This is a genomic window from Tabrizicola oligotrophica (genome assembly GCF_011008935.1).
Taxonomy (GTDB): domain Bacteria; phylum Pseudomonadota; class Alphaproteobacteria; order Rhodobacterales; family Rhodobacteraceae; genus Tabrizicola_A; species Tabrizicola_A oligotrophica.
On sequence record NZ_JAAIVJ010000004.1, the window covers coordinates 115,082 to 138,826 of the forward strand.

Consider the following 23,745-nt stretch of genomic DNA (forward strand, 5'->3'; position numbering starts at 1 on the left):
GGGTGGGGGCAGCCGGGTGACGAAAGCTCACCCCCAGCGGCAGCCGCCCGCACAGACCCCACGCCCTTCGCGCACTGCCTCGGCGATCAGCCCCGGCACCCGCGCATCCAGCCCCAGCGCCGGCAGGAGCCGGCCCTGAAACCCGGCCTTGGCCAGCGCGGCCGGGATATCTTCGGTCACATGGTCGCCGCCGGCGGCAAAGAACGGCAGGCAGACCGACCCCGGCCCAAAGCCGGTGATCCCTGCCAGTTGCGGCGCCTGGTCGATGAAGCCGCAGGCCACGCGCAGCCCCCGCGCCGCCACCATCGCCGCCACCCGCCCGGCAATCGCCGCCGGAACCCGGCTCTTGAAACTGCCATGGGCGGCGAGGATCGCCGCGGTCGCGCCGGTTTCCACCACCAGATCCACCGCCAGCGCCTGCACCGCCTCAAGACAGCCGAACGGCTCCAGCATCCGCCAGCCCACCGCGCCAGCCCGGGCCAATTCGCCCGGCAGATGCACGCGGGTAAACCAGCCCCCGGCCATGAACAGCGGAAAGACCACCAGCCCCGGCCCGAGCCGCGCCACTGCCGCCGCCAAGGCCCCCGGCGCGGCCAGCGTCGCCGATCCCACCGCCCGGCCCGGCAACAGCGCGCCGACCTGCCCGGCCAGCCCGGCCAGCGCCGCCTCGGCTGGCGCCGGATCAGACGGTTGGCCATGTGCCACGATCAGAACCGGTTCCATCCCATCCTCTCTGCCCAAATATCCCCGCCGGAGTCCTGCCCCGTCGCCACCGGGCCAGCCCTGTCGGGAAATGACCACCCCCCGCCGACTGCCCGGCTACTCTGCCCCAAAAGGGAGCGCCCGATGAAGATCGTCAAGCTGGAAAGCTTCACCACCCCCGCCGTCAGCTTTGTCCGCGTCACCTCCGACACCGGCGCCGAAGGCTGGGGCCAGATGTCGACCTACAACGCTGACATCACGGCGCAGGTGTTTCACCGGCAGGTGGCGCCGCATGCGCTTGGCACCGACGCGCTCGACTTTGAAGACACGATCCGGCGGATCTACGAAAAGGAACACAAGTTCCCCGGCAGCTACCTGCGCCGGGCGCAGACCGGGCTTGACACCGCGCTTTGGGATCTGCGCGGCAAGCTGGAAGGCAAGCCGGTGGCGACGCTTCTGGGCGGCAGCCCCGGCAAGGTCCGGGCCTATGCCTCCTCTATGAAGCGCGACATCACGCCCGCAGACGAGGCGCGGCGGTTCCAGCACCTGCGCGACACCTTTGGCTTCACCGCCTTCAAATGGCGCGTCGGCGCCGAATGCGGGCGGGACAACGACGAATGGCCGGGCCGCACCGAAGAGGTGATCCCGGTGGTTTCCAAGGCGCTTGGCGATGGCATCGACAAGCTGGTCGACGGCAATTCCTGCTATTCGCCCGCCCGCGCCATCGAAGTCGGCCGGATGCTCGAGGACAACGGCATCGGCCATTTCGAAGAGCCCTGCCCCTATTGGCACCCCGACCAGACCGCCGAGGTCCGCGCCGCGCTGGCGCTCGATGTGGCGGGGGGCGAGCAGGATTGCGAATTTTCCAGCTGGGAATTGATGTTCGATCGCCGCGCCGTCGACATCGCCCAACCCGACATCATGTATATGGGCGGGATGCACCGCACGCTGGAGGTCTGCCGCATGGCCGCCGCCCATGGCCTGCCGGTCACGCCACACGCCGCCAACCTCGGGTTGGTGACGATCTGCACCATGCACCTGCTGCGCGCCATTCCGAACGCCGGAAAGTATCTGGAGTTTTCCATCGAAGGCCCGGACTATTACCCGTGGCAGGAGGGGCTTTTCCTCGGCCAGCCCTATGCCATCACCGACGGCCACGCCACCGTCACCGACGCGCCGGGCTGGGGGGTGGAGATCAACCCGGGCTGGCTGGACAAGGCGCAGTATCAGGTCAGCGCCATGGCCTGACTGCTTTCCCGCGCTGGCGGAAACGGCCCCTGCGCCCCCCAACACAGGCCCTTCCCCGGCAGGCGGCACTCCTATATATCCGCCGCCATGACCCAGCTTGACCTCATCCGCAACTTCTCCATCGTGGCCCATATCGACCACGGCAAATCCACCCTTGCCGACCGGCTCATCCAGATGACCGGCACTGTGGCCGAACGCGACATGAAGGCGCAGATCCTTGACTCGATGGATATCGAGCGCGAGCGCGGCATCACCATCAAGGCCAACACCGTTCGCATCGAATACCCGGCCAAGGACGGCAAGACCTATATCCTGAACCTGATCGACACCCCCGGCCACGTCGACTTTGCCTATGAGGTCTCCCGTTCGATGCGCGCGGTCGAAGGCTCGCTTCTGGTGGTCGATGCCTCCCAGGGGGTCGAGGCGCAGACGCTGGCAAACGTCTATCACGCGCTGGATGCCGGCCACGAGATCGTGCCGGTGCTGAACAAGATCGACCTGCCGGCAGCTGAACCGGAGCGGGTCAAGCAGAACATCGAGGATGTCATCGGCCTTGACGCCTCGGACGCCATCGCCATTTCCGCCAAATCCGGCCTCGGCATTCCCGACGTGCTGGAGGCCATCGTCACCCGCCTGCCCGCCCCCAAGGGCGACCGCGACGCGCCGCTGAAGGCCATGCTGGTCGACAGCTGGTATGACCCCTATCTCGGCGTCGTCGTCATGGTCCGCATCATGGACGGCGTGATGAAAAAGGGCGACCGGGTGCGGATGATGCAGACCAATGCGGTCTACGGCATCGACAAGCTGGCGGTGCTGAAACCGCAGATGGTCGACATCGCCGAACTGGGGCCGGGCGAGATCGGCATCTTCACCGCCTCGATCAAGCAAGTCCGCGACACCCGCGTCGGCGACACCATCACCCACGAACGCGGCGGCTGCACTCAGGCCCTGCCCGGCTTCAAACCCGCGCAACCCGTGGTGTTCTGCGGGTTGTTCCCGGTCGACGCCAACGACTTCGAGGCGCTGCGCGACGCCATCGAGAAACTGTCGCTGAACGACGCCTCCTTCTCGACCGAAATGGAAACCTCCGCCGCGCTTGGCTTCGGCTTCCGCTGCGGCTTCCTTGGGCTTCTGCACCTGGAAGTCATCCGCGACCGTCTGGAACGCGAATATGACCTTGACCTGATTACCACCGCGCCTTCGGTGGTGTTCAAGCTCTACATGAAGGACGGTGAAGTGCGCGACCTGCACAACCCCGCCGACATGCCCGACCTGACCTATGTCGACCACATCGAGGAACCGCGGATCAAAGCCACCATCATGGTGCCCGATGACTACCTTGGCGACATCCTGAAACTGTGCCAGGAGCGCCGGGGCGTCCAGCTGAACCTGACCTATGCCGGCAACCGCGCCATGGTGGAATATGACCTGCCGCTGGCCGAAGTGGTGTTCGATTTCTACGACCGGTTGAAATCGGTGACCAAGGGATACGCCTCCTTTGACTATACGATTTCAGAATATCGTGAAGATTTCCTTGTCAAAATGTCGATCCTCGTGAACGAGGAACCCGTCGACGCCCTGTCGATCATGGTCCACCGCGACCGCGCCGAAGCCCGCGGCCGGGCGATGGTTGAAAAACTGAAAGACCTGATCCCCCGGCACATGTTCAAGATCCCGATCCAGGCGGCGATTGGCGCCCGTGTGATTGCGCGCGAGACCCTGAGCGCCATGCGCAAGGACGTGACCGCGAAGTGCTACGGCGGGGATGCCACGCGGAAGAAGAAGCTTCTGGAGAAGCAGAAGGCCGGCAAGAAGCGGATGCGGCAATTCGGGAAAGTGGAGATCCCGCAGGAGGCGTTTATTGCGGCGCTGAAGATGGACAATTGATTGTCCTATTTTGAGGGGCGGTGGGCGGCAGCGGTTGGCATGGCCAATCGCGTGCCAACCACCTAGATTATTGGTCGTGGATAGACGGATCTATTAGGATTGCGAAACCAGTTCCATTCGCTTACGAAGCAAGTTTCGCCGACACCGTCAATTCAGCGTGCAGAAAAATTCGCGACGGCATCTCTCATCGGAAAGTTTAGGTGATGGCAAGATTTTTAAGTTTCATCTTCAAACTTCTAGGTGTAACATCAGCGGTCTATTTGGTTTACTTAACATTGTTTACACTTTTTGAAGGCGTCAAGAATCTGTATGATGGCGTTGACGGGACAGTTAGAGCGGCCTCAATCACCGCTTTCGTAACTGTGGTTACTTTCTTGATCGGAAAACTTTGGGAACAGTCACGAGATCGAAAGGCGAAAATCAACTCCGAGAAAATAGCCGTTTACAAAAGATTCTTTGACTTCTATTTTGATATGTTCTCGTATGAGAAGATTCACGGGAAGCCGAAAGAACCTGGCGACATCCTTCGTGAACTTGTGGAATTTCAGAAGGATCTAGTTTTCTGGGGTTCCGACCAAGTCCTCCGTGCATTTCTAGGTTTTAAAGATGAACTTGCCATCTTTACCGAAAAGAGGCCAAACGATGCATCAAATGACGAAACTCAATTGGCCCTAGCTCGTGTAATGAAGTCGGTTGCTGCTCTCCTAGTCGCCATGAGGCGAGATATCGGTTACTCTTTTACAGCATTCAACGCTAAGGACCTTGGAAGACTCCAGTTAGCCGACGACGAGGAAAACAAACAGCTAATGAAGTATCTATAGCAAGCGTAGGGTGCGCATTTATGGCGCACCAACCCTCTCCCCCCACAGGCCCGCGCCCGACCTCGGGTGGGCGCTCCAACCGCTGTTCTAGGCGGTTTATGGTTCAGCCAATCCCACCGATGTTCTACCGGCAACCGGTGCAAACGCGCCCTCCCGGGGGGAGGTCGGGCGCGGGCCGGCGGCGCGTTCGCGCCTTGATTCCGGCCTTTGGCGCCCCGCAGGTCGGGCTTCAGCGCAACTCCCCGCTGCTGGCCTCCCGCCTTGTCATGGACGCCCCTGCGCGGGATCAGGCGGCCCGGCGCTTTCCTGATCCGCCATGCCCCCTATTCGACACAGCCCGGCACCCGCAAGTCGCGGCAGAAATAGCCGGCCGCGCCGCCGATGACGGCGCCGGTCAGGGGGCTGCCTCCGGTGGCGTCGGCAATCACCGCGCCGCCCGCAGCACCGACAAGGCCGCGTTCGGTGTCATTGGCAAGGCATCCCGTCAGGCCAAGGGCAGAGAGGATGACAAAGGCAAGAGCAATGGGGTTGCGTGTCATGGCAGGTCTCCGCTGCAAGAGTTCCCCGCCAAGCCTGCGCGCAAGTGCACGGATTTGCACGGGTGGCGCATCGGGCGCGGCCCGGACGGGCGGCTTTCGGGCCTGCGGCGGCCGCGAAACCGGCGACATTCCGCCAAGGGACCGGGCAGACGGGGCCATATGACGGGTTTCGCGCCGCGGGTCGGATCGCCGGCCTTTCGTCCGGTTTGACGGGGTCGGCCCCGCCCTACCCCCAGGTCCTGTCCAGCACCCGGAACCAGTTCTCATGCGCGATCTTGGCGATGAGCCGCTCGCCATAGCCATGCCTCCGCATCGCCTCGATCAGGTTCTGCTGGCCCGCCACATCGCCAATCCCCACCGGGATCGTCGCGCCGTCATAGTCGGACCCAAGGCCGACCCCGTCCTCTCCCAGATGCTGCAACAGGTGGTCCAGATGGGCCAGCACGTCCTCCCAGCCCATCTCGGCCGATTGCTTGCCGTCGCGGCGCAGGAAGGAGGTGGCGTAGTTCAGCCCCACCATGCCGCCGCTGTCGCGGATCGCGGCCAATTGCCTGTCGGTCAGGTTGCGCGAGGAGGGCGTGACCGCATGGGCGTTGGAATGGGTGGCGACCAGGGGCGCATCGGTCAGGGCGGCCACGTCCCAGAACCCCGCCTCATTGATATGGCTCATGTCCAGCATGATCCGCAGGCGGTTGCACTCCCGCACCAGCCGCTTGCCGGCCTTGGTCAGCCCCTTGCCGGTATCGGGGCCAGAGGGATAGGCAAAGGGCACGCCATGGCCAAACACCGTCGGCCGCGACCAGACCGGCCCCAGCGAGCGCAGGCCCATGGCGTGGAAGCTGTGCAACGCGTCAAGGTCGGGGTCGATGGCCTCGGCCCCTTCCATATGCAGGATGGCCGAAATCACCCCCTTGGCCAGACATTCGCGCAACTCCGCCACTGTGCGGCAGACCTTGAAAGCGCCACCCGAGGCCCGCTCCATCCACAGCAGATGCCCCGCCTTGGCCAGGGCAATCGGTTGGGCCGTGTGGTGGTCGATCAGGTCGGGCAAGGGCAGCGCGAAGGGTGGGTTTTCCATCGCGGCCATATAGTCGGGCGCGTCATGGGCGATGGGGGACGGGATATAGATGGCGAAAAACCCGCCGGCAAAGCCGCCCCTCTGCATCCGCGGCAGGTCGAGATGGCCTTCGCGGCCGTCCTTCAGCCACAGCGTGTCGCGCTGGTCCGGATGGTCCAGCAGGCGCAGGAGGAAATCGTTGTGACCGTCGAAAACGGGAATCATCAGGGGTCCTTTCAGCCGGCCAGCATCCGGTCGGCGCTGGCGGCAAACAGGCTGCGGGCATAGTCGGTTTTCATTTGCGCCCCGGCAAGCTGGTCGCGGGTGAGTTCCTCCACCGCCTGCCCGTGCTGCATCACCAGGATCCGGTCGCACATATGGTCGATGACGGCGAGATCATGAGAGACCATGAGGAACGTCAGCCCGCGCTCGGCGCGCAGGCGGTTCAGAAGGTTCAGCGTCTCGGCCTGCACCGAGGCATCGAGGGCGCTGGTCGGCTCGTCCAGAAGCAGGATTTCCGGCTCCAGCATCAGGGCGCGGGCGATGGCGACGCGCTGGCGCTGACCACCGGACAGCTGGTGGGGAAAGCGGAACCGGAAGCTGCGCGGCAGGCCAACATCATCCAGCGCCCGCATCACGCGGGCATCAGTGTCGCCGATGCCATGGATGGCCAGCGGTTCGGAGAGGGTGCGGTCGATGGTGTGGCGGGGATGCAGGCTCGCGTAGGGGTCTTGGAACACCATCTGCACCCGCCGGGCAAAGCCCTTGCCCGCGCCCCGATCCAACGGCTGCCCGTCAATCCGGATCGCCCCGCCCGACACCGGCGCCAGCCCGCAGATCGCCCGCAGGATGGTGGACTTGCCCGAGCCGCTTTCACCGACAAGGCCAAAGCTTTCGCGGGCCTCGACGGCAAGGGAAACATCCTTGACCGCCAGCACTCTGTGGCCCTTGGACAGGAAGGTGACGGAGAGGTTGTCGATTTCAATCAGGGCCATGTGCGGAGTCCTTTCGACACGCCTTGCGCCATGCCCCCCACCCCCAACCCCTCCCCACGAGGGGGAGGGGAGGTGACAGGATGGCAGGCAAAAGCGCCTCCCCTCCCCCTTTGTGGGGAGGGGTTGGGGGTGGGGGAGGACTGGCGCAACCAGACCATCCTACACCGCCCAATCCGCGTTGCGGTCCAGTCCCGGCAAGGGCTGGCGCGGGCCGCCGATGCGGGGCAGGCAATTCAGGAGGCCCTGCGTATAGGGGTGTTTCGCCTGCATCAGGTCCTGCGCGGCCAATTCCTCGACCACCTTGCCCTTGTACATCACCAGCACCCGGTCGCAGAACCGCGCCACCAGCCGCAGGTCATGGCTGATGAAGATCAGCCCCATGCCCCGGTTGCGCACAAGGCCATCGAGAATGGCCAGAACCTCGGCCTGCACGGTCACGTCCAGCGCGCTGGTCGGTTCATCGGCGATCAGGAGGTCGGGGTTCGGGATCAGCATCATGGCGATCATCACCCGCTGGCCCATGCCACCCGACAATTCATGCGGATAGGCCTCCATCACGCGGCCGGGGTCGCGGATCTGCACCGCCTCCAGCGCGGCGATGGCCTTGTCATGCGCTTCCATCCGCGACAGCCGGTCGCGCTGGCGCAGACCCTCCATCAGTTGTGCGCCGACTTTCATCACCGGGTTCAGCGAATATTTCGGGTCCTGCATCACCATGGCAATGCGCGGCCCGCGCAAGGCGCGCATCTCGCGTTCCGTGGCGCGCATCAGATCCTGCCCGTCGAACGCCATTCTGTCGGCCTCGATCCTTCCCGGCGGGCGGATCAGGCGCAGCACGGCGCGGCCAGTCATGGTCTTGCCCGAACCGCTTTCGCCAACAATGCCCAGCCGCTCGCGGCCAAGCTCGAAGGACACGCCGCGCACGGCCTCGACCAGACCCGCCTCGGTGTCGAAACTGACGCGCAGGTTCTTGACGGAAAGCAGGCTCATCTCCCGGCGCTCCTCATCTTCCGGCACTCCTTGGGTCCAGAACATCGCGCAGCCCGTCGCCCAAGAGGTTGAAGCCCAGCGAGACGATGAAGATGGCAAGGCCGGGCATGGTGGCGACCCACCATTGCTCGAACAGGTATTTCCGCCCCGCCGAAATCATCGCGCCCCATTCCGGCAAGGGCGGCTGCACGCCAAGGCCCAGAAAGCCAAGGCCGGCCGCGATCAGGATGACGCCGGCCATGTCCAGCGTCACCCGGATGATGACCGAGGGCAGGCACATCGGCATGACATGGCCAAGGATGATCCGCGCCGGCCCTGCGCCTTGCAGGCGGACGGCGGCGATATAGTCGGAGGTGCGCACCGTCAGCGTCTCGGCCCGCGCGACGCGGGCATAGGGCGGCCAGGAGGTGAGCGCGATGGCGAGGATGGCATTTTCCATCCCCGGCCCCAGAACCGCGACAAGGGCAAGGGCAAGGATCAGCTTCGGAAAGGCAAGGAAGATGTCGGTGATCCGCATCAGGATCTCATCGGTCCAACCGCCGAAATAACCCGCCACAGTGCCGACCAGAAGGCCGAAGACTGGCGCGGTGACGGCGACCAGCCCGATGATGAACAGCGTGATCCGGCTGCCGTAAAGAATGCGGCTGAGGATATCGCGGCCGAAATCGTCGGTGCCGAGGAGGTGGCCCGGCGTCAGCGGCGGCAGAAGCCGGTTCGACAGATCTTGCGTGATCGGGTCATGCGGGGCGAGCCACGGGGCGAAGGCGGCCATCACCAGAAGGACGGCGACAATGGCCAGGCCGACCATCGCCAAGGGGTTCCGCCGCATCCGGAGCCAGGCCATGAAAGCCTGCCCCAGCCGGGCCTGCCGACGCGAGGTCGGGTTCGGGTCGCGCAGCCATGTGGTGATCTGGCTCATGCCAGTGCTCATGTTCTGGCCCTCGGATCGACGAGTTTGTAGAGGATGTCGCTGAGCAGGTTCAGCCCGATATAGACCATGCCGACGACGATGGTGCCGCCCATCACGGCAGGCATGTTGTTGGCCATCAGCGCGTCGGTGATATAGCTGCCAAGGCCGGGCCAGCCAAAGATGGTTTCGGTCAGCACTGCACCTTCCAGCAGGCTCGCATAGCTGAGCGCCACAACGGTAATCAGCGGCACCATGACATTGCGCATGGCATGCACCCAGATCACCCGGCGCTCGGGCATGCCCTTGACGCGCGCCGTGGTGATGTATTCCTGCCCCAGCTCGTTCATCATGAAGCTGCGGGTCATCCGGCTGATATAGGCCATCGAGAGATAACCCAGCAGCCCCGCGGGCAGGATGATATGGGAAATCGCGTTGGCGAACATGTCCCAGCGCCCGGCCAGCGCGGTGTCGATCAGGATCATGCCGCTGCGCTGCGTCACCTCGAATTCGAACATCATGTCATAGGCGGCATCCAGCCGTCCTGGCCCGCCGACCCAGCCGAGAACGCCGTAGAACAGCAAAAGCCCCATCAGCCCCAGCCAGAACACCGGCATCGAATAGCCCATCAGCCCCACCAGCCGCACGATCTGGTCGGCCCATGACCCCGGCTTGGTGGCGGCCAGCACCCCCGCCGGCACGCCCAGCGCGACGCCGAAGATCGTGGCCAGCGTGGCGAGTTCCAGCGTGGCGGGGAAGAAGCGGGCGATCTCCGCGATCACCGGCTCGCGGGTTCGGATGGAAATGCCGAAATCGCCCTGCAAGGCCTGCCAGACATAGATGCCGAACTGCTTCCACAGCGGCTCGTCCAAACCGAGGCGCAGCCGCTCGGCGGCGATCTGGGCATCGGTGGCGCGGTCGCCAAGGATCGACAGCACCGGGTCGATCGGCACGATGCGGGCGATGATGAAAGTGACGAACAACAGCCCGATGAAGGTGAACAGCAGGGACGCGGCAACGCCGATCAGGCGTTTCACCGTGCGGGTCAGCGGGGATGCGGCAAGGGTGTCTGACATGCGGAAAGGGCCGGGCGATCTGCGGACCGCCCGGCCTTGGGTCTTACTTCGTCACGGTCCAGTAGGCCGCCGAGTCGGTGGCGCCGCCGGTGTAGAAGCCGTTCACATTGGCGCGCAGGCCAGTCTGATAGCCGATCTGGAACATCACGATGAAGGGCGAGGTCTCGCGGTGCGCCTTCTGGATTTCCTCGTACATCATCTTGCGCTTGGCGCCGTCACGCTCCATCACCGCCGCTTCGGTCTTGCCGTGCCATTCGCCCGGCTCATAGGCGTTGCGATAAGCCAGACCGCCGGTGCCGGCATCGTCGGCATTGTCGGCGTTCATCGAGAAGGCCGAGGCATTGGTGTGCGGGTCGGGATAATCCGGGCCCCAGCTTTGCAGCGTGCCGTCATGCTGACGCGCGCGGTAGCGCTTCAGCTGTTCGGCCCCCTCGCCGATGTTCAGCTCCACCGTGATGCCGGCCTGCCCGAAGGTGTTCTGGATCGACTGCGCCATCTCCATCCGGTCGGTGGCGTTGCGCACGTCCAGCACGATCTTGGGGTTCTCGATGCCGCTTTCCGCGACCAGCGCCTTGGCCTTTTCGATGTCGAGCTTGTAGGGCTGATCTTCCAGCGCGCCGAGATAGCCTTTCGGCAGATAGGCCTGATGCACCACCATGTTGCCCTTGAGGAAGCTGTTCGCCATGCCGTCATAGTCAACGGCCCAGCGCATCGCTTCCAGAAGCTTCTGGTTCTTGTACATCTCGTTCTTCTGGTTGAACGACAGGTAGAAGATCTGCCCGCCGACGTCGCCTTGAATCTTCACGTCGGCATTGCCGGCCATGCCTTCGATGTCCACCGGGGTCAGCTCGCGCGCGATGTCGATGTCGCCCTTTTCCAGTTGCAGGCGCTGGGTGGCGGCTTCGGGGACGTGCTGCATGAAGACCTTGGCCAGCGCCGGGGCGCCGCGCCAGTGGGTCGGGTTGGCCTCAAGGATGTAGCCTTCGTTCGGTTTGAAGGATTTCAGCACATAGGCGCCGGTGCCGGCCGAGTTCGACTTCAGCCATTCATTGCCGAAATCGCCGGCAACCTCGTTCGGCATGACCAGTTCCTTGTCCACCACCGAGGCGATGCCCGCCGTCAGGCAGTTGTAAAGGAAAGTCGGCGCATAGGGCTTGTCGACGGTCAGCGTCAGGGTATCGCCGTCGGCCTTGACCATGCTGTCGACGTTTTCAGCCGTCCAGCCGAACTGGTTCAGGATGAAGGCGGGGGACTTGTTCAGCTTGACCGCGCGCTGCAGCGACCATGCGGCATCTTCGGCGCGCACCGGATTGCCAGAGGCAAAGGTCACGCCCGGCTTCATCTTGAAGCTGAAGGTCAGCCCGTCCTCCGACACCGACCAGCTTTCGGCAAGGCCCGGAATCAGCTCGCCCGGTTTGGCCGGATCAAGCTCGATCAGCCCGTCATAGACGTTGTTGACCACATCGAGACCCGAGAATTCATAGGCCTCGCCGGGATCGAGCGCGACGATGTCGTCAATGGCGTCGGCAATCACCAGCGTATCGGCGGGGGTTTCGGCGAAAAGCGCAGCCGGGGCGGTACCGATCAGCAGGCCGGCGACGGCAGCTGCGCCAAGGCGGCGAAGAACGGGATCAAGCTTCATCATCAACTCCCTGATTTTGTTTATTATTTACGGAAATGCCCTGAGTCTTCGGGCCATTCCTTGACCAATTGGGCAGTTTTCGTCATGGCTTGTCAACACGCGCGGCGGGATTTGATGTCGCATTCAGACAACTTGGCGAAAAGGCGGGCAGGATGACGGATTTTCCGATCTTTGACGGGCACAATGACCTTTTGTCCTGCCTGCAGCGCGAAGGAGAGACGGCGCAATCGGGATTCTTTGCCGGGCGCGACGGCGACATCACGCTGGAAAAATGCCGTGCCGGGGGCTTTGCCGGTGGGCTTTTCGCAATCTGGCCCACCAATGATCCGGCCACCCGGGTAGACCCGATGGCAACCCTGCGGGAGTTCCCCGAAATCCCGCAAGGCCGGGCGCTGGCCGACACGCTGGCGCAGGCGGCGCTTTTTGCCCGCCTCACCCGGTCGTGGCCCGACGCGCTGCGTGCCTGCCGCTCGGTGGCCGAGATCGAGACGGCGCGGGCGGAGGGGGCGATTGCCGCCGTGCTGCACCTGGAGGGCGCCGAAGCGATTGGCCCGGACATGGACCTTCTGCACCTGCTCTATGCCGCCGGGCTGCGCTCGCTCGGGCCGGTGTGGAGCCGCCCGAACGCCTTTGGCCATGGCGTGCCGTTCAACTTTCCGGCCAGCCCCGACACCGGGCCGGGGCTGAGCGAGGCGGGCCGGGCGCTGGTGCGCGAATGCGACCGGCTGGGGATTCTGGTCGACCTTGCCCACCTGAACGAAGCCGGGTTCTGGGATGTCGCCGCGACCAGCACGCGCCCGCTGGTCGCCACCCATTCCGCCGCCCATGCCGTGACCCCGGCGACGCGCAACCTGACCGACCGCCAGCTGGATGCCATGGCCGAGCGCGGCGGGCTGGTGGGGCTGAACTTCGGCTGCGCCTTCGTGCGGGCGGACGGGGCGAAGACCCCCGATACCGCGCCCGAAGTGCTGATCCGCCATCTCGATCACCTGCTGGAAAAGTTGGGCGAAACCGGCGTCGCGCTTGGCTCCGACTTTGACGGCACGATGATTCCGGCCTTCCTGAAGGATGCCGCCGGCCTGCCGAAACTGGTGCAAGCCATGCGCGACGCGGATTATGGCGAGGGGCTGGTCAGCCGCATCTGCTGGGGCAACTGGATGGGCCTTCTGTCCCGCGTGATCGGCTAAAGACCGGCGAACCCATCCGTCGCCCGCACCATGGCGTCGGCAATGCCCGGCTCGGTTCCGGTGTGCCCCGCGTCGGGGACCATGACGAGTTGCGCCTCTGGCCAAGCCCGGTGCAGATCCCATGCGGTGCGGGCCGGGGTGACGACGTCATACCGGCCTTGGATGATCACCGCCGGAATGCCGCGCAGCCGGCGCGCATTGGCGATGATCCAGCCGTCATGGTCGAAAAACCCGCCATGAACGAAGTAGTGGCATTCGATCGCCGCCATCGCCGCGGCATAGTGATCTGCGGCAAAGGCCTTCTCGCGAACCGGATTGGGCAGAAGCGACAGCGTCACCCCCTCCCACAGGCTCCAGGCCCGCGCAGCCCTCTGGCGCTCGGCTTCGTCGGGGCCGGTGAGGCGGCGGTAATAGGCGGCGACCATATCGGCCCGCTCCCGGGCGGGGATTACCGAAAGGTAATCCTCCCAGGCCTCGGGAAAGATCTGATCGGCGCCCGCCTGATAGAACCAGTCGATCTCGGATTTCCGGATGGTGAAGATGCCGCGCAGCACCAGTTCGGTCACCCTCTCCGCATGGGTCAGCGCATAGCTGAGCGCCAGCGTCGAGCCCCAGCTGCCCCCGACCACCTGCCAGCGCTCGACCCCAAGATGCTGGCGCAGCGCCTCGATATCGGCCACCAGATGCCATGTGGTGTTGTCGACCAGCGAGGCGTGCGGGGTGGACTGGCCGCAGCCGCGCTGATCGAACAGGATGATGCGATACTTCGCCGGATCGTGGCCTTGCCGCAGGAAGGGCGATACGCCGCCGCCCGGTCCGCCATGCAGCACCAGCGCGGGCTTGCCCGCCGGGTTACCGCATTCCTCGAAATGGATCTCGTGCAGGTCCGACACCCGCAGCCGGCCGGTGCGGTAGGGGGAAATCTCGGGGTAAAGGCCACGCCGGTTTGTCATGATGATTTCCCTTGCCGCGTCAGAACCCGCTCAGCACCGCGGCGAGGTTGTCGCCAAGCTCGGGGCAAAGATAGCCGCCCTCCTGCACGATCAGCACCGGCAGGCCCATGCCGGCCACCGCGCGGCCGATGCGGGCAAAGCCCGGCGTCGTCACCGCCAGTCCGGCAAAGGGATCGCCTTCAAAGGCGTCCAGCCCCAGCGCCAGCACCAGCGTATCGGCGCCCCAGTCGGCCACCGCCTGCATGGCCCGGTCGAGCGCGGCCATGAACCCCTCGTCGCCAGTGCCGCGATCGAGGCAGAGGTTCAGGTTCGCCCCATCGCCCGCGCCCCGGCCCCGCTCGTCGGGATAGCCCCAGAAGAACGGGTAGTAGCGCTCGGGATGGGCATGGATCGATACGGTCAGCACATCAGGCCGGTCATAGAAAATGCCTTGCGTGCCGTTGCCATGGTGCAGGTCGACATCAAGGATCGCCACTCTGCGCCCCGCATCGGTCAGGCGCTGCGCGGCGATGGCGGAGTTGTTCAGATAGCAGAACCCGCCCGCCAGTTCGGCAAACGCATGGTGGCCCGGCGGACGGCAGAGGGCGTAGACCACGCGTTCCGCGCGCAACAGATCGGCGCCATGGATCGCCGTCTGCGCGCTGGCATAGGCGGCCGCCCAGGTGTTCGCGCTGATCGGGCAGGAGGTGTCGGTCTGGTGAAACCCCGCCTGCCCCACGGCGGACAGGGGATAGCCGTCGGAGCGGTTCGCCGGGTGGATGTTGGGGATCACCTCGGCCGAGGCGCCGGGAATCCGGCTCCAGCGGGCGTGGATGGTCTGCAGGAAGGTGACATAACGCTGCGGATGGAGGCGCAGGATCGGCTCCAGCCCGGCATCCGGCGCCTGCACCACCGGACCGCCCAGACGCCGGACCGCGCCCAGAAGCGCATCGACCCGCGCCGGCTTTTCCGGGCAGGGCTGCGGCGCCCCCGAGGACAGGAAGAACTGCGGGTCATGCGCCCGCTGGGCATCGTCAAACACGGTAATCATGGGCGCATCAGGGCGGCAAGGCCCTCTCCTTCTAGGATCATCTGGTCGGCCTCGTCCCGCAGCGACAGGCCGAGGGCGGCATAGAACGCGCGCGCGGCGGTGTTCTTCCGCGCGACCATTAGGGTCAGGAACTGCGGTTGCCAGTCGGCACGGACCATTGCGGCGGCAAGAAGCTTGCGGCCAAGGCCAAGACCCCGGCCTGCGGGGCTGACGTAGACGTCCTGCACGAAAAGCCCGATCTCGCCGCGCCAGGTGGAATATTCGGGAAAGTAGAGGATCAGCCCCAGCGGATCACCCGCCCGCTCGGCCAGGAGCGCATGAAACCGCGGGCTGGGGCCGAAACCATGGGCCAGGAGACTGGCTTCGGTCGAGCCGATAGCCTCTCCCGTCTCGGCGGCCATGGCAACCAGGAAGCGCAGAAGTGTGGGAACATCGGCGGCGGCGGCCTTGCGGATGGTGGTCAAAACCCTACCTCCGCCGCGCCTTTCAGCGCCAGCATCGCACGCGCCTCGGCCGGGGTGGCCACCTCGCGGCCCATGCCCTCGACGATGGCGCGGATCTGCCGGACCTGCTGGGCATTGCTGCTCGCCAGCACGCCTTTGGAAATGTAGAGATTGTCCTCCAGCCCCACCCGCACATGCCCGCCCATGGCGGCGGCCATGCTGGCCATGGGAATTTGTTGCCGCCCGGCGGCAAGGACGGAAAACAGGTACTGCGCGCCGAACAGCCGGTCGGCGGTGCGTTTCATCAGCACCAGCATGTCGGGATCGGCCGCCATGCCGCCCAGAACGCCGAACACGAACTGGATATAGAGCGGTCCCGTCACCGCGCCGCGATCGACGAAATGCTTCAGCATGTAGAGATGCGAGACATCGTAGCATTCGAATTCGAACCGCGCGCCGCGGCTGCCCATTTCGGCCAGCACCTGCGCAATGTCGCGGGGGGTGTTCTTGAACACCAGATCATCGGAATTCTCGAGGAAAGGTCTTTCCCAGTCAAACCGCCAGCCCTTGATCCGCGCCGCCATCGGGTAAAGCGCGAAGTTCATGCTGCCCATGTTCAGACTGCACATCTCGGGCCGGAACTGCCGGGGCGCAGCAAGGCGGCTTTCCAGCGTCATCACCGCCGAACCGCCGGTGGTCATGTTGACGACGGCCTGACACCCAGCCTTGAGGGCCGGCAGGAAGCCCGCCCAATGCGCGGGATCGGCCGAGGGCCGGCCATTCGCCGGGTCACGGGCATGCAGGTGCAGGATGGTCGCCCCGGCCTCGGCCGCTTCCATGCCCGCGCGGGCAATTTCCGCGCCGGTGATCGGCAGATAGGGCGACATCGAGGGGGTGTGGATCGAGCCGGTGATGGCACAGGAGATGATGATCTTTGACATGAGGCCAGATTGACCGCGGATGCGCCGCGTCGCAAGCCCCCGGGATATTTGCGCCACATTGAAGGCGGCTCAGCGCAGCGGGCCGGTATGGGGCGCAAGGAAGGCCTCGACCAGTTGGCGGGCCGCAGGCGGGTCCATCCGGTCGGGCGCGATGCAGATTTCGACCCAGAGCCCGTCAATGAGCGCAATCAGGCCGGATGCAAGGCGGGAGGGGTCCACCTGTCGCCCGTGTGCAAGGGCGTGGCTCGCAATCGCGGCGGCGATGGCGCGGTGGTAGCGGTCATACTGGCGCAGATGTTCAGCCCGGAGGGCGGGGTTCACCGCGATCTCGCCCCAGAGCGCCAGCCAGATGTTCAGCCCGTCGCGCTGAAACTGACGGTCGGAGAGGAGGTCATCGAGGAGCGCACCAAGGGGAAGCGGCGTGTCAGTCCCGATGACTTGCAGCAAGGGTGCATAGGCGGCCGCGTAGCAGGCGGCCAGAAGCCCGTCCTTGCCGCCGAAGTGATGGCCGATCAGCCCGCGCGAGGCGCCCGAGGCCTTGCAGAGGTTGTCGATGGTGAAGGCGGTGATGCCGCCCTTGGCCAGCACCTTCAACCCGGCCTCGACCAGTTCGGCGGCGCGGTCTTCTGGCGCAAGGCGTTTGTATTTCGGCGCAGTCATGGTGCGGCCTTGTTGAACGGCGGCGGCCGGGTTTCTTGTTGAACACACATACAACAGTGCTAGCCTGCCGCCAAGGAGGATTGCCATGGACCCCCGCCACGCCATTCTGTTCGAGCCGGTCAGGATCGGCCCGGTCACTGCGCCGAACCGGTTCTACCAGACGCCGCATGCCACCGGCTTTGGCTGGCAGCGCCCGCAATCGGGTGCCGCCCTGCGCGGGATCAAGGCCGAGGGCGGCTGGGGTGTGGTCTGCACCGAATATTGCAGCATCCACCCGACCAGCGACGACAGCCCGCATGCTTTCCTGACGCTGTGGGACGATGATGACATCGCCCCCTTGGCCGCCACGGCCGACGCCATCCACACCCACGGCGCACTGGCCGGGATCGAGCTGTGGCATGGTGGCGCGCATGCCTCGAACCGGATGACCCGGCTGCCAACGCTGGCGCCGCAGGTGCAACCGGCACTGTTCCATTTGCCCACCACCGCGCGGGCGATGGATCTTGCCGACATCCGCGCCTTCCGCGGCTGGCAGCGCGACGCGGCGCGGCGGGCGAAACAGGCGGGGTTCGACATCGTCTATGTCTATGCCGGCCATGACTACCTGCCCTTCCAGTACCTGTCGCGCCGCAGCAACACCCGCGGCGATGCCTATGGCGGGTCGCTGGAGAACCGCGCGCGGCTGCTGCGCGAGATGCTGGAGGACACCCGCGAGGCGGTGGGCGATACCTGCGCCGTGGCGATCCGGCTGGCGGTGGACGAGTTGCACGGGCCGGACGGCGTCTGCGCCGAGGCCGAGGGCCGCGAGGTAGTCGAGATGCTGGCCGACTTGCCCGACCTTTGGGATGTGAACATCGCCGGCGCCTTGGGCAATGACAGCAAATCAGCCCGTTTCTCCGGCGAAGGGTTTCAGGAGGACTATATCCGCTTCGTCAAAGGCCTGACCTCGAAGCCCGTGGTCTCGGTCGGCCGCTTCACCTCGCCTGACCGCATGGTCGAGCAGATCAGGAAAGGCGTGCAGGATTTCATCGGCGCGGCCCGGCCCTCGATTGCCGATCCGTTCCTGCCGGCAAAGATCCGCGCGGGGCGGGCGGACGAAATCCGCGAATGCATCGGCTGCAACATCTGCCGGGCCGCGAACAACGAGGCCGTGCCGCTGCGCTGCACCCAGAACCCCACTATGGGCGAGGAATGGCGGCGTGGCTGGCACCCCGAGCGGATCGCGGCCTATCCCCGGCGCGAGACCGCGCTGGTGGTGGGGGCCGGTCCCGCCGGGCTGGAGGCGGCGCTGACGCTGGCGCGGCGGGGCCTTGAGGTGACGCTGGCCGAGGCTTCGCGGCAGCTTGGCGGCCGGGTTTCTCGCGAAAGCACTTTGCCGGGGCTGGCGACCTGGGCCCGGGTGCGCGACTGGCGGCTGACGATGCTGGGCAAGCTGCCGAATGTGCAGATCTATCGTGAAAGCCGGATGGCGGCGGACGACATTGCCGATCTGGCCCCCGATCATGTGGTGCTGGCGACCGGCTCGCACTGGCGGCGCGACGGGGTGGGCGTGGTGGAAATGCAGCCGCGACAGTTTCCGCGCGCCCTGACCCCGGACGACATCTTCGCCGGCGCAGAGATCATCGGGCCAGTGGTGATCCATGATGACGAGCACTATTTCATGGGCGGCGCGCTGGCCGAGAAACTGGCGCGCGCGGGGCATCCGGTCACGCTGGTCACGCCCTATCCGCAGGTGTCGGGCTGGACGGTCCTGACCGACGAGCAAGGCTTCATTCAGGAGCGGCTGATGGGGCTTGGCGTCACGATCCTGCCGCAGCACAGCGTGACGGAACAGGGCGCGACCCATGCCCGCGCCACCTGCCTGACGACGGGGCAGGCCCGTGACATCGCCTGCGGAGCGCTGATCCTTGTCACCGGGCGCCTGCCGGATGACCGGCTTTGGCAAGCTCTGCAAACCCGCCCTAACACCGTGCGCCTCGGCGATTGCCTGACCCCGTCCTCGATCGCCGATGCGGTCTATTCCGCCCACCGTTTTGCCCGGCTGCTGGGCGAACCGGACCGCCCCCCGCGCCGCGAGCGCCCTGCCCATGAAGGTATCTGATGCGCCAGCGCCGCCCGGCCCGCTCTGCCCATGCCATTCCGCAACGCCCCTTCGGGCAGGTTCCGCGCGGCTATGAGCCGATCCGGGTGCTTTCGGACGATCAGGTGGAGGCGATCCACAACGCCGCGCTGCGGGTCTTGGCCGAGCAGGGCATGCGGGTGCTGAACGGCCGCGCCCTCGCACTTTACCGCAGCGCTGGGGCGCGGGTGGAGGGCAACATGGTGTTCCTTGATCCTGCGATGGTGCAGGAGCGTCTGGCCACCCTGCCCGCCCGCTTCACCATTGCGGCGCGCAACCGGGGCAAGGATTTGCGCTTTGGCGGCAATGACATGGTGTTTTCCTCGGTCGGCGGCCCGGCCTATGTGATGGACCTTGACCGCGGCCGGCGCGACGGCACGCTTGCCGACATGCAGGATTTCCTGCGGCTCTGCCAAAGCCTGAACGTGATCCAGCAGGAGTCCGGTGGCCCGCTGGAGCCGATGGACCTGCCGGCCAGCACAAGGCATCTTGACCTTTACCTCAGCCAGATCACGCTGCTGGACAAGAGCTGGAACCTCAACGCGCTTGGCACCGAGCGCACGATGGACGGGCTACAGATGGCGGCCCTCTCGATGGGCTGGTCGCTGGACGATCTCGCGCGCCAGCCGATGATGATGGGGGTCATCAACACCAACTCGCCCCGGCAACTGGATGACCCGATGAGCCAGGGGCTGATTGCGCTGGCCGAACACGGGCAGGTCGCAATTGTCACGCCTTTCACGCTGGCCGGGGCGATGGCGCCGGTCAGCCTCGCGGGCGCGCTGGTCTTGCAACATGCCGAGGCGATGTTCGGGCTGGTGCTGACCCAGATCGTGCGCCCCGGCGTGCCGGCGATGTATGGCGGCTTCACCTCGAATGTCGACATGAAGACCGGCGCTCCGGCCTTCGGCACGCCGGAATATGCCAAGGCGGCACAGGCCTCCGGTCAGCTTGCCCGCCGGATCGGGGCGCCGTTCCGCTCGTCGAACACCACGGCGGCCAATGCACTGGACGCCCAGGCGGCCTATGAATCCCAGATGTCGCTCTGGGGCTGCCTGATGGGCGGGGCACATCTGGTGATCCATGCCGCCGGGTGGATGCACGGCGGGCTGACCGCGAGTTTCGAGAAGCTGATCCTTGATGCCGAGATGCTGGGCATGATGCAGGCCTATTTCACCCCGATGCGGGTGGACGGCGAAGCCCTGTCGCTGGAGGCCATCGCCGAGGCCGGGGTGGGCGGGCATTTCTTCGGCACGGCGCAGACCATGGCGCAATATGAAACCGCCTTCCACGCGCCAATGCTGTCGAACTGGGACAGCTATCCGAACTGGCAGCTGCGCGGCTCGGAAGAGGCGCCGGTGCGGGCCAACCGGATCTGGAAGGATCTGCTGGCCGGTTACGAGGCCCCGGCGCTGGACGCGGGCATCCGCGAGGAACTCGAAGCCTTCGTCGCCCGCCGCAAGGCCGAGGGTGGGGCGCCAACCAACTAGGCGCGGCGTCGCCCGGGCTGGTGGCAGACGACTGTAACCAAGCGGCCATGGCCATGCCCCCGGGGACTGCCCTTACGCGGCCACGTTCCTTTGCCCGCCGGCAGTTGCGCCGGTTCCTGACCCGGCCCCTGACTGGAAACCATCACCTCCGGGCGCGCAGCCCCCTGCCGCAGGGAACGCGAGGGAGTGCAGAATGAAGATCGGATTGGTTGCGGACAGCCTTGGCAGCCCATCCTTCAAGGCCATGCATGGACCATGCCGCAAGGATCGGCGTCTCGGGGGTGGAGGTCAACACCGGCGGCTGGTCCACCGCGCCGCATTTCGACCTTGCCGCCATGACGTCGAGCGCCCCGCCCCGTCAGGCGTTTCGCGCGGCCTTTGACGCTTGCGGGCTGGAAGTCGTCTGCCTGCATGCCAATGGCAACCCAACGCACCCACCGACCGCAAGCAGGCCGATTGCCTGCGCGACACCCTCCGCGTCGCCGGCGATAGGGGAAGCACGACGGTCTGCACCATGTCGGGCCTGCCGGCGGGGCGGCGGAACCGGTCAGGGCAGTGGCAAGGGTCACGACCGAGTCGATCGCCGGGTCCTTGAGCAACTCGGCCTTGAGCGCTTCGGCGGTGGCGGCGTTACCGTCGATGTTGGCGGGCAGCGGCAAGCCGATGATCTCGGAGCCGCCTGCCCTGGCGCCTTCTTCCAGCCCGGTGCAACGGGTTTCCAGATTCACCGCCCCGGATGCCGGCAACCATTTCGGCGGTGCCAAAGCAATTGAGGGCCCCGATCCTGTCCTTGTCGCCCGCACCCGACGATCCTGACCGCTTCAATCCGGCCAAGCCGTTGTGCCGCATCGTCGGGGCGGGCCCGCGGCAACCGCCGCCGCTGCCGGCCGAAGCTCTGGCCGAACAGGTCGTGTCCTGGCTCTGCGCCGCTGCGGCGACAGACAGTCAGCCACCCCGCCAAGCCTTGCCTTTGAAAAGGAAGAAGACTGGCGATCCCGGGAGGATTCGAACCCCCGACCAGCCGCTTAGAAGGCGGCTGCTCTATCCAGCTGAGCTACGGGACCGTTGCTGCCTTTTAGACCAACGACTTGGTCATGAAAAGGCTGTTGGGATCGTCCCAATAGCCTTCGAAGGGTCCGCAGACGGCATAGCCCGCGCGTTCATAGAGCGCACGGGCGGCGATGAAGGTGGGTTGCACCCCGGTCTCCAGCGACAGCCGGGTGACACCGGCGGCGCGGGCGGTGGCCTCGACGTGGGACAACATGGCCTTGGAAAGCCCCCTGCCCCGCGCCTCGTGCAGCACATGCATCGACTTGATCTCGGCATGGGCCGGATCGGCAAGCACCTTGAACGCCCCCATCGCCAGCGGTTTGCCCGCCTCGCGCGCGACGAAGAAATGCACTGCCGGGATGTCGAGCTCCGAGGCGTCCATCATGTGGATGCTTTCGGGCGGCGTATCGGCGTGCATGTCCGCGGTGTGACGCGCGAACAGCAGGTCCAGATCGTTGCCGACAGGGTTTTCGCGGGCGATGGTGACGGTCATGGGTTTACTGGCCGCCGCCCATCATGTCCTGGCCGTTGACCAGCAGACCGCCGGCCTCGGTGGTCTCGATCTCCCAGATCAGCTCGCCGTCGACACCGGGTTGGGCCATCATCTTGGCCATTTCCAGCATCGGAGCCATCTCGGCCATGCCCATCTCGGGCGGGCTGGCCTTGAGCGCCTCGCCGATCGCGTCGATCCCGGTCAGGCCAAGGCGGGCCTTGCCCACCGGCATCGGCAGGGCCGGGCCGACGGTCATCGCGCCTTCATAGGTCAGCCGGTAGGCGGGCGCGTTGGTCTCGCCGGGGGCAATGGCGATATCCACCGCGCCTGCAGGCAGGATCGCGGCCAGCATCTGCGCCTCGAAGTCGGCAGGAGGCGTGCCGCCCGCCGGCAGATCCAGCAGGCCAAGGCCCAGCCCGGCCGCGGCGGCGAGGTCAAACTTCGAGGCGGTCACGTCGATCGTCAGATCCGACGGGACCAGCGGTGCGGCGAAGGGCGGCAGCACACCTTCGGGCAGGCTCAGCCCTTTCAGGTTGAATGCCTCGCGGAACTTGCCGTCGGCCACGGCACCGTTCATGTCGATGGTCACGCCCACCTCGTCCAGCCCCACCGGCCCCATCGGGGTTTCAACCGCGATGGTCTTGTAGACCCCGGTCATCTGCACGTTCTGGAACAGCGGCATGGCGGTTTCCAAGGCGGTCTTCAGCCCGGCCTTGTCAGCCTCGATCAGCGCGGCGTCGGGGTGGGCGACAAAGAAGGCCAGCAGGCCATAAAGGCCCTGCGGCTGATAACCAGTCAGCCCGCCGGTGGCCGACCCTTCGGCCACGCTGGCGGTAAAGGCCATCGGCGGCATCCCCTCGCCGCCCGGCATCGTCATCTCATAGCCCAGATTGGCGGTCGTCGTGGTGAACTGGCTGTCCACGCCCGCCTCTCCCGCAACGGCAGTACCGTCCGCGGTCATGCTGTCCTGGGTCATCTTGATGGCCATTTCGCCCATCGTCGGGTCGGTCTGCGTCTGCTCGCTGACCATGTCGTTCAGCTCGAGATGATATTCGCTGCTGTCGCCCAGCGCTTCGTCAAAGGTGCCGGTCAGGATGACCTGACCGTAATCGGTCCTGGTCTTCATCGCGTTCGGGACTTCATAGGCCAGCGAGGCTGGCTGATCGACCGAGTAATCCCAGGTGCCGTCGCCATTGTCGATGACGGTCATGTCGATCTTGGAAACCGTCGCCGTCAGGCCGACATCGGCCGGAACCTTGGCCAGCAGCGGCGCGGCGTCGAACGTCACCTTGTAGGCGTCGCCATCCACCGCCACCGCCACAACGCCTTCGGTGGCGCCGACATAGGTCTGGAGCAGCGCCAGAAGCCCGGCCGCGCCTTCCTCGGTCGCTTCGGCCAGCGCGGTGGTTGACCACAGCGCCATGGCGCAGGTCAGGGAAATCGCGGAAAGGGACTGAATGCGCATGAGAAATCCTTTCATGAGGCGTTTGAAAATGAAAACGCCCACCAGCTGGG

General features: G+C 65.7%; 22 protein-coding genes and 1 tRNA gene. 6 read left to right on the forward strand and 17 right to left on the reverse strand.

Annotation, left to right across the window (positions count from 1 at the left end; translation table 11 throughout):
• Positions 1-27 precede the first annotated feature (27 nt).
• Complete coding sequence (locus G4Z14_RS09140) at positions 28-723, reverse strand: sirohydrochlorin chelatase (protein WP_164624932.1); 696 nt, start codon at positions 721-723, stop codon at positions 28-30.
• Here G4Z14_RS09140 and G4Z14_RS09145 point away from each other — a divergent pair.
• From G4Z14_RS09145 to G4Z14_RS09155, 3 genes are all read left to right on the forward strand, one after another.
• Positions 697-1,950 carry a mandelate racemase/muconate lactonizing enzyme family protein gene (locus G4Z14_RS09145; protein WP_164624934.1) on the forward strand — a complete coding sequence of 418 codons (1,254 nt, stop codon included), beginning with the start codon at positions 697-699 and terminating at the stop codon, positions 1,948-1,950. The genes G4Z14_RS09140 and G4Z14_RS09145 overlap by 27 nt on opposite strands.
• 87 nt (positions 1,951-2,037) lie before the next feature.
• Entirely contained in the window at positions 2,038-3,837 is a 1,800-nt protein-coding gene (lepA, locus tag G4Z14_RS09150; protein ID WP_164624936.1) for a translation elongation factor 4, read from the forward strand.
• Positions 3,838-4,040: 203 nt separating this feature from the next.
• Positions 4,041-4,658, forward strand: a complete 618-nt coding sequence (locus tag G4Z14_RS09155) for a hypothetical protein (protein ID WP_164624939.1) — start codon at positions 4,041-4,043, stop codon at positions 4,656-4,658.
• 323 nt (positions 4,659-4,981) lie between these two features.
• Here the strand turns inward: G4Z14_RS09155 and G4Z14_RS09160 are convergent, their stop codons facing one another.
• From G4Z14_RS09160 to G4Z14_RS09190, 7 genes are all read right to left on the reverse strand, one after another.
• Entirely contained in the window at positions 4,982-5,197 is a 216-nt protein-coding gene (locus tag G4Z14_RS09160) for a hypothetical protein (protein ID WP_164624941.1), read from the reverse strand.
• Between the two features lie 226 nt (positions 5,198-5,423).
• Positions 5,424-6,479: a dipeptidase gene (locus G4Z14_RS09165; protein ID WP_164624943.1), complete on the reverse strand. Its 1,056-nt coding sequence runs from the start codon at positions 6,477-6,479 to the stop codon at positions 5,424-5,426.
• 11 nt (positions 6,480-6,490) lie between these two features.
• Positions 6,491-7,249, reverse strand: coding sequence for an ABC transporter ATP-binding protein (locus G4Z14_RS09170; RefSeq protein WP_164624946.1), 759 nt, complete (start codon positions 7,247-7,249; stop codon positions 6,491-6,493).
• 159 nt (positions 7,250-7,408) lie between these two features.
• Entirely contained in the window at positions 7,409-8,239 is an 831-nt protein-coding gene (locus G4Z14_RS09175; RefSeq protein ID WP_164624948.1) for an ABC transporter ATP-binding protein, read from the reverse strand.
• A 13-nt stretch (positions 8,240-8,252) separates the two neighbouring features.
• Positions 8,253-9,158, reverse strand: a complete 906-nt coding sequence (nikC, locus tag G4Z14_RS09180) for a nickel transporter permease (RefSeq protein WP_164624950.1) — start codon at positions 9,156-9,158, stop codon at positions 8,253-8,255.
• An 8-nt stretch (positions 9,159-9,166) separates the two neighbouring features.
• Complete coding sequence (locus G4Z14_RS09185) at positions 9,167-10,222, reverse strand: ABC transporter permease (protein WP_164624952.1); 1,056 nt, start codon at positions 10,220-10,222, stop codon at positions 9,167-9,169.
• Between the two features lie 43 nt (positions 10,223-10,265).
• Positions 10,266-11,864, reverse strand: coding sequence for an ABC transporter substrate-binding protein (locus G4Z14_RS09190; RefSeq protein ID WP_164624954.1), 1,599 nt, complete (start codon positions 11,862-11,864; stop codon positions 10,266-10,268).
• Between the two features lie 152 nt (positions 11,865-12,016).
• Between G4Z14_RS09190 and G4Z14_RS09195 the strand changes: the two genes are divergently transcribed.
• Positions 12,017-13,051, forward strand: a complete 1,035-nt coding sequence (locus G4Z14_RS09195; protein WP_164624956.1) for a dipeptidase — start codon at positions 12,017-12,019, stop codon at positions 13,049-13,051.
• Here G4Z14_RS09195 and pip read toward each other — a convergent pair.
• The 5 genes from pip to G4Z14_RS09220 form a co-directional block, all read right to left on the reverse strand.
• The gene (gene pip / locus G4Z14_RS09200; protein WP_164624958.1) at positions 13,048-14,004 is read right to left on the reverse strand and encodes a prolyl aminopeptidase; all 957 of its coding nucleotides are present in this window, start codon (positions 14,002-14,004) and stop codon (positions 13,048-13,050) included. The two genes, G4Z14_RS09195 and pip, sit on opposite strands and share 4 nt — an antisense overlap.
• A gap of 19 nt (positions 14,005-14,023) precedes the next feature.
• Positions 14,024-15,034: a histone deacetylase family protein gene (locus G4Z14_RS09205; protein WP_164624960.1), complete on the reverse strand. Its 1,011-nt coding sequence runs from the start codon at positions 15,032-15,034 to the stop codon at positions 14,024-14,026.
• Positions 15,031-15,498, reverse strand: a complete 468-nt coding sequence (locus G4Z14_RS09210; protein WP_164624962.1) for a GNAT family N-acetyltransferase — start codon at positions 15,496-15,498, stop codon at positions 15,031-15,033. Before G4Z14_RS09210 ends, G4Z14_RS09205 begins: the two co-directional genes overlap by 4 nt.
• A complete protein-coding gene (locus G4Z14_RS09215; RefSeq protein WP_164624964.1) occupies positions 15,495-16,418 on the reverse strand; it encodes a BKACE family enzyme in 924 nt (307 codons plus the stop codon). The genes G4Z14_RS09210 and G4Z14_RS09215 overlap by 4 nt, the downstream gene beginning before the upstream one ends.
• A 69-nt stretch (positions 16,419-16,487) precedes the next feature.
• Positions 16,488-17,078, reverse strand: coding sequence for a TetR family transcriptional regulator C-terminal domain-containing protein (locus tag G4Z14_RS09220; protein WP_164624966.1), 591 nt, complete (start codon positions 17,076-17,078; stop codon positions 16,488-16,490).
• Between the two features lie 85 nt (positions 17,079-17,163).
• Between G4Z14_RS09220 and G4Z14_RS09225 the strand changes: the two genes are divergently transcribed.
• The gene (locus tag G4Z14_RS09225; protein WP_227751627.1) at positions 17,164-19,179 is read left to right on the forward strand and encodes an oxidoreductase; all 2,016 of its coding nucleotides are present in this window, start codon (positions 17,164-17,166) and stop codon (positions 19,177-19,179) included.
• Entirely contained in the window at positions 19,179-20,687 is a 1,509-nt protein-coding gene (locus tag G4Z14_RS09230; RefSeq protein WP_164624967.1) for a trimethylamine methyltransferase family protein, read from the forward strand. The genes G4Z14_RS09225 and G4Z14_RS09230 overlap by 1 nt, the downstream gene beginning before the upstream one ends.
• Before the next feature lie 236 nt (positions 20,688-20,923).
• Here G4Z14_RS09230 and G4Z14_RS09235 read toward each other — a convergent pair whose 3' ends face one another.
• The 4 genes from G4Z14_RS09235 to G4Z14_RS09250 all read right to left on the reverse strand — a co-directional run bounded on the left by G4Z14_RS09235 (position 20,924) and on the right by G4Z14_RS09250 (position 23,695).
• Complete coding sequence (locus G4Z14_RS09235) at positions 20,924-21,415, reverse strand: type 1 periplasmic-binding domain-containing protein (protein ID WP_164624969.1); 492 nt, start codon at positions 21,413-21,415, stop codon at positions 20,924-20,926.
• Between the two features lie 259 nt (positions 21,416-21,674).
• Positions 21,675-21,751: transfer RNA gene (locus tag G4Z14_RS09240), tRNA-Arg, on the reverse strand.
• Positions 21,752-21,762: 11 nt separating this feature from the next.
• On the reverse strand, positions 21,763-22,230 hold the full coding sequence (locus G4Z14_RS09245; protein ID WP_164624971.1) for a GNAT family N-acetyltransferase: 468 nt from the start codon (positions 22,228-22,230) through the stop codon (positions 21,763-21,765).
• A 4-nt stretch (positions 22,231-22,234) separates the two neighbouring features.
• A complete protein-coding gene (locus tag G4Z14_RS09250; protein WP_164624973.1) occupies positions 22,235-23,695 on the reverse strand; it encodes a hypothetical protein in 1,461 nt (486 codons plus the stop codon).
• Between the last annotated feature and the right edge of the window lie 50 nt (positions 23,696-23,745).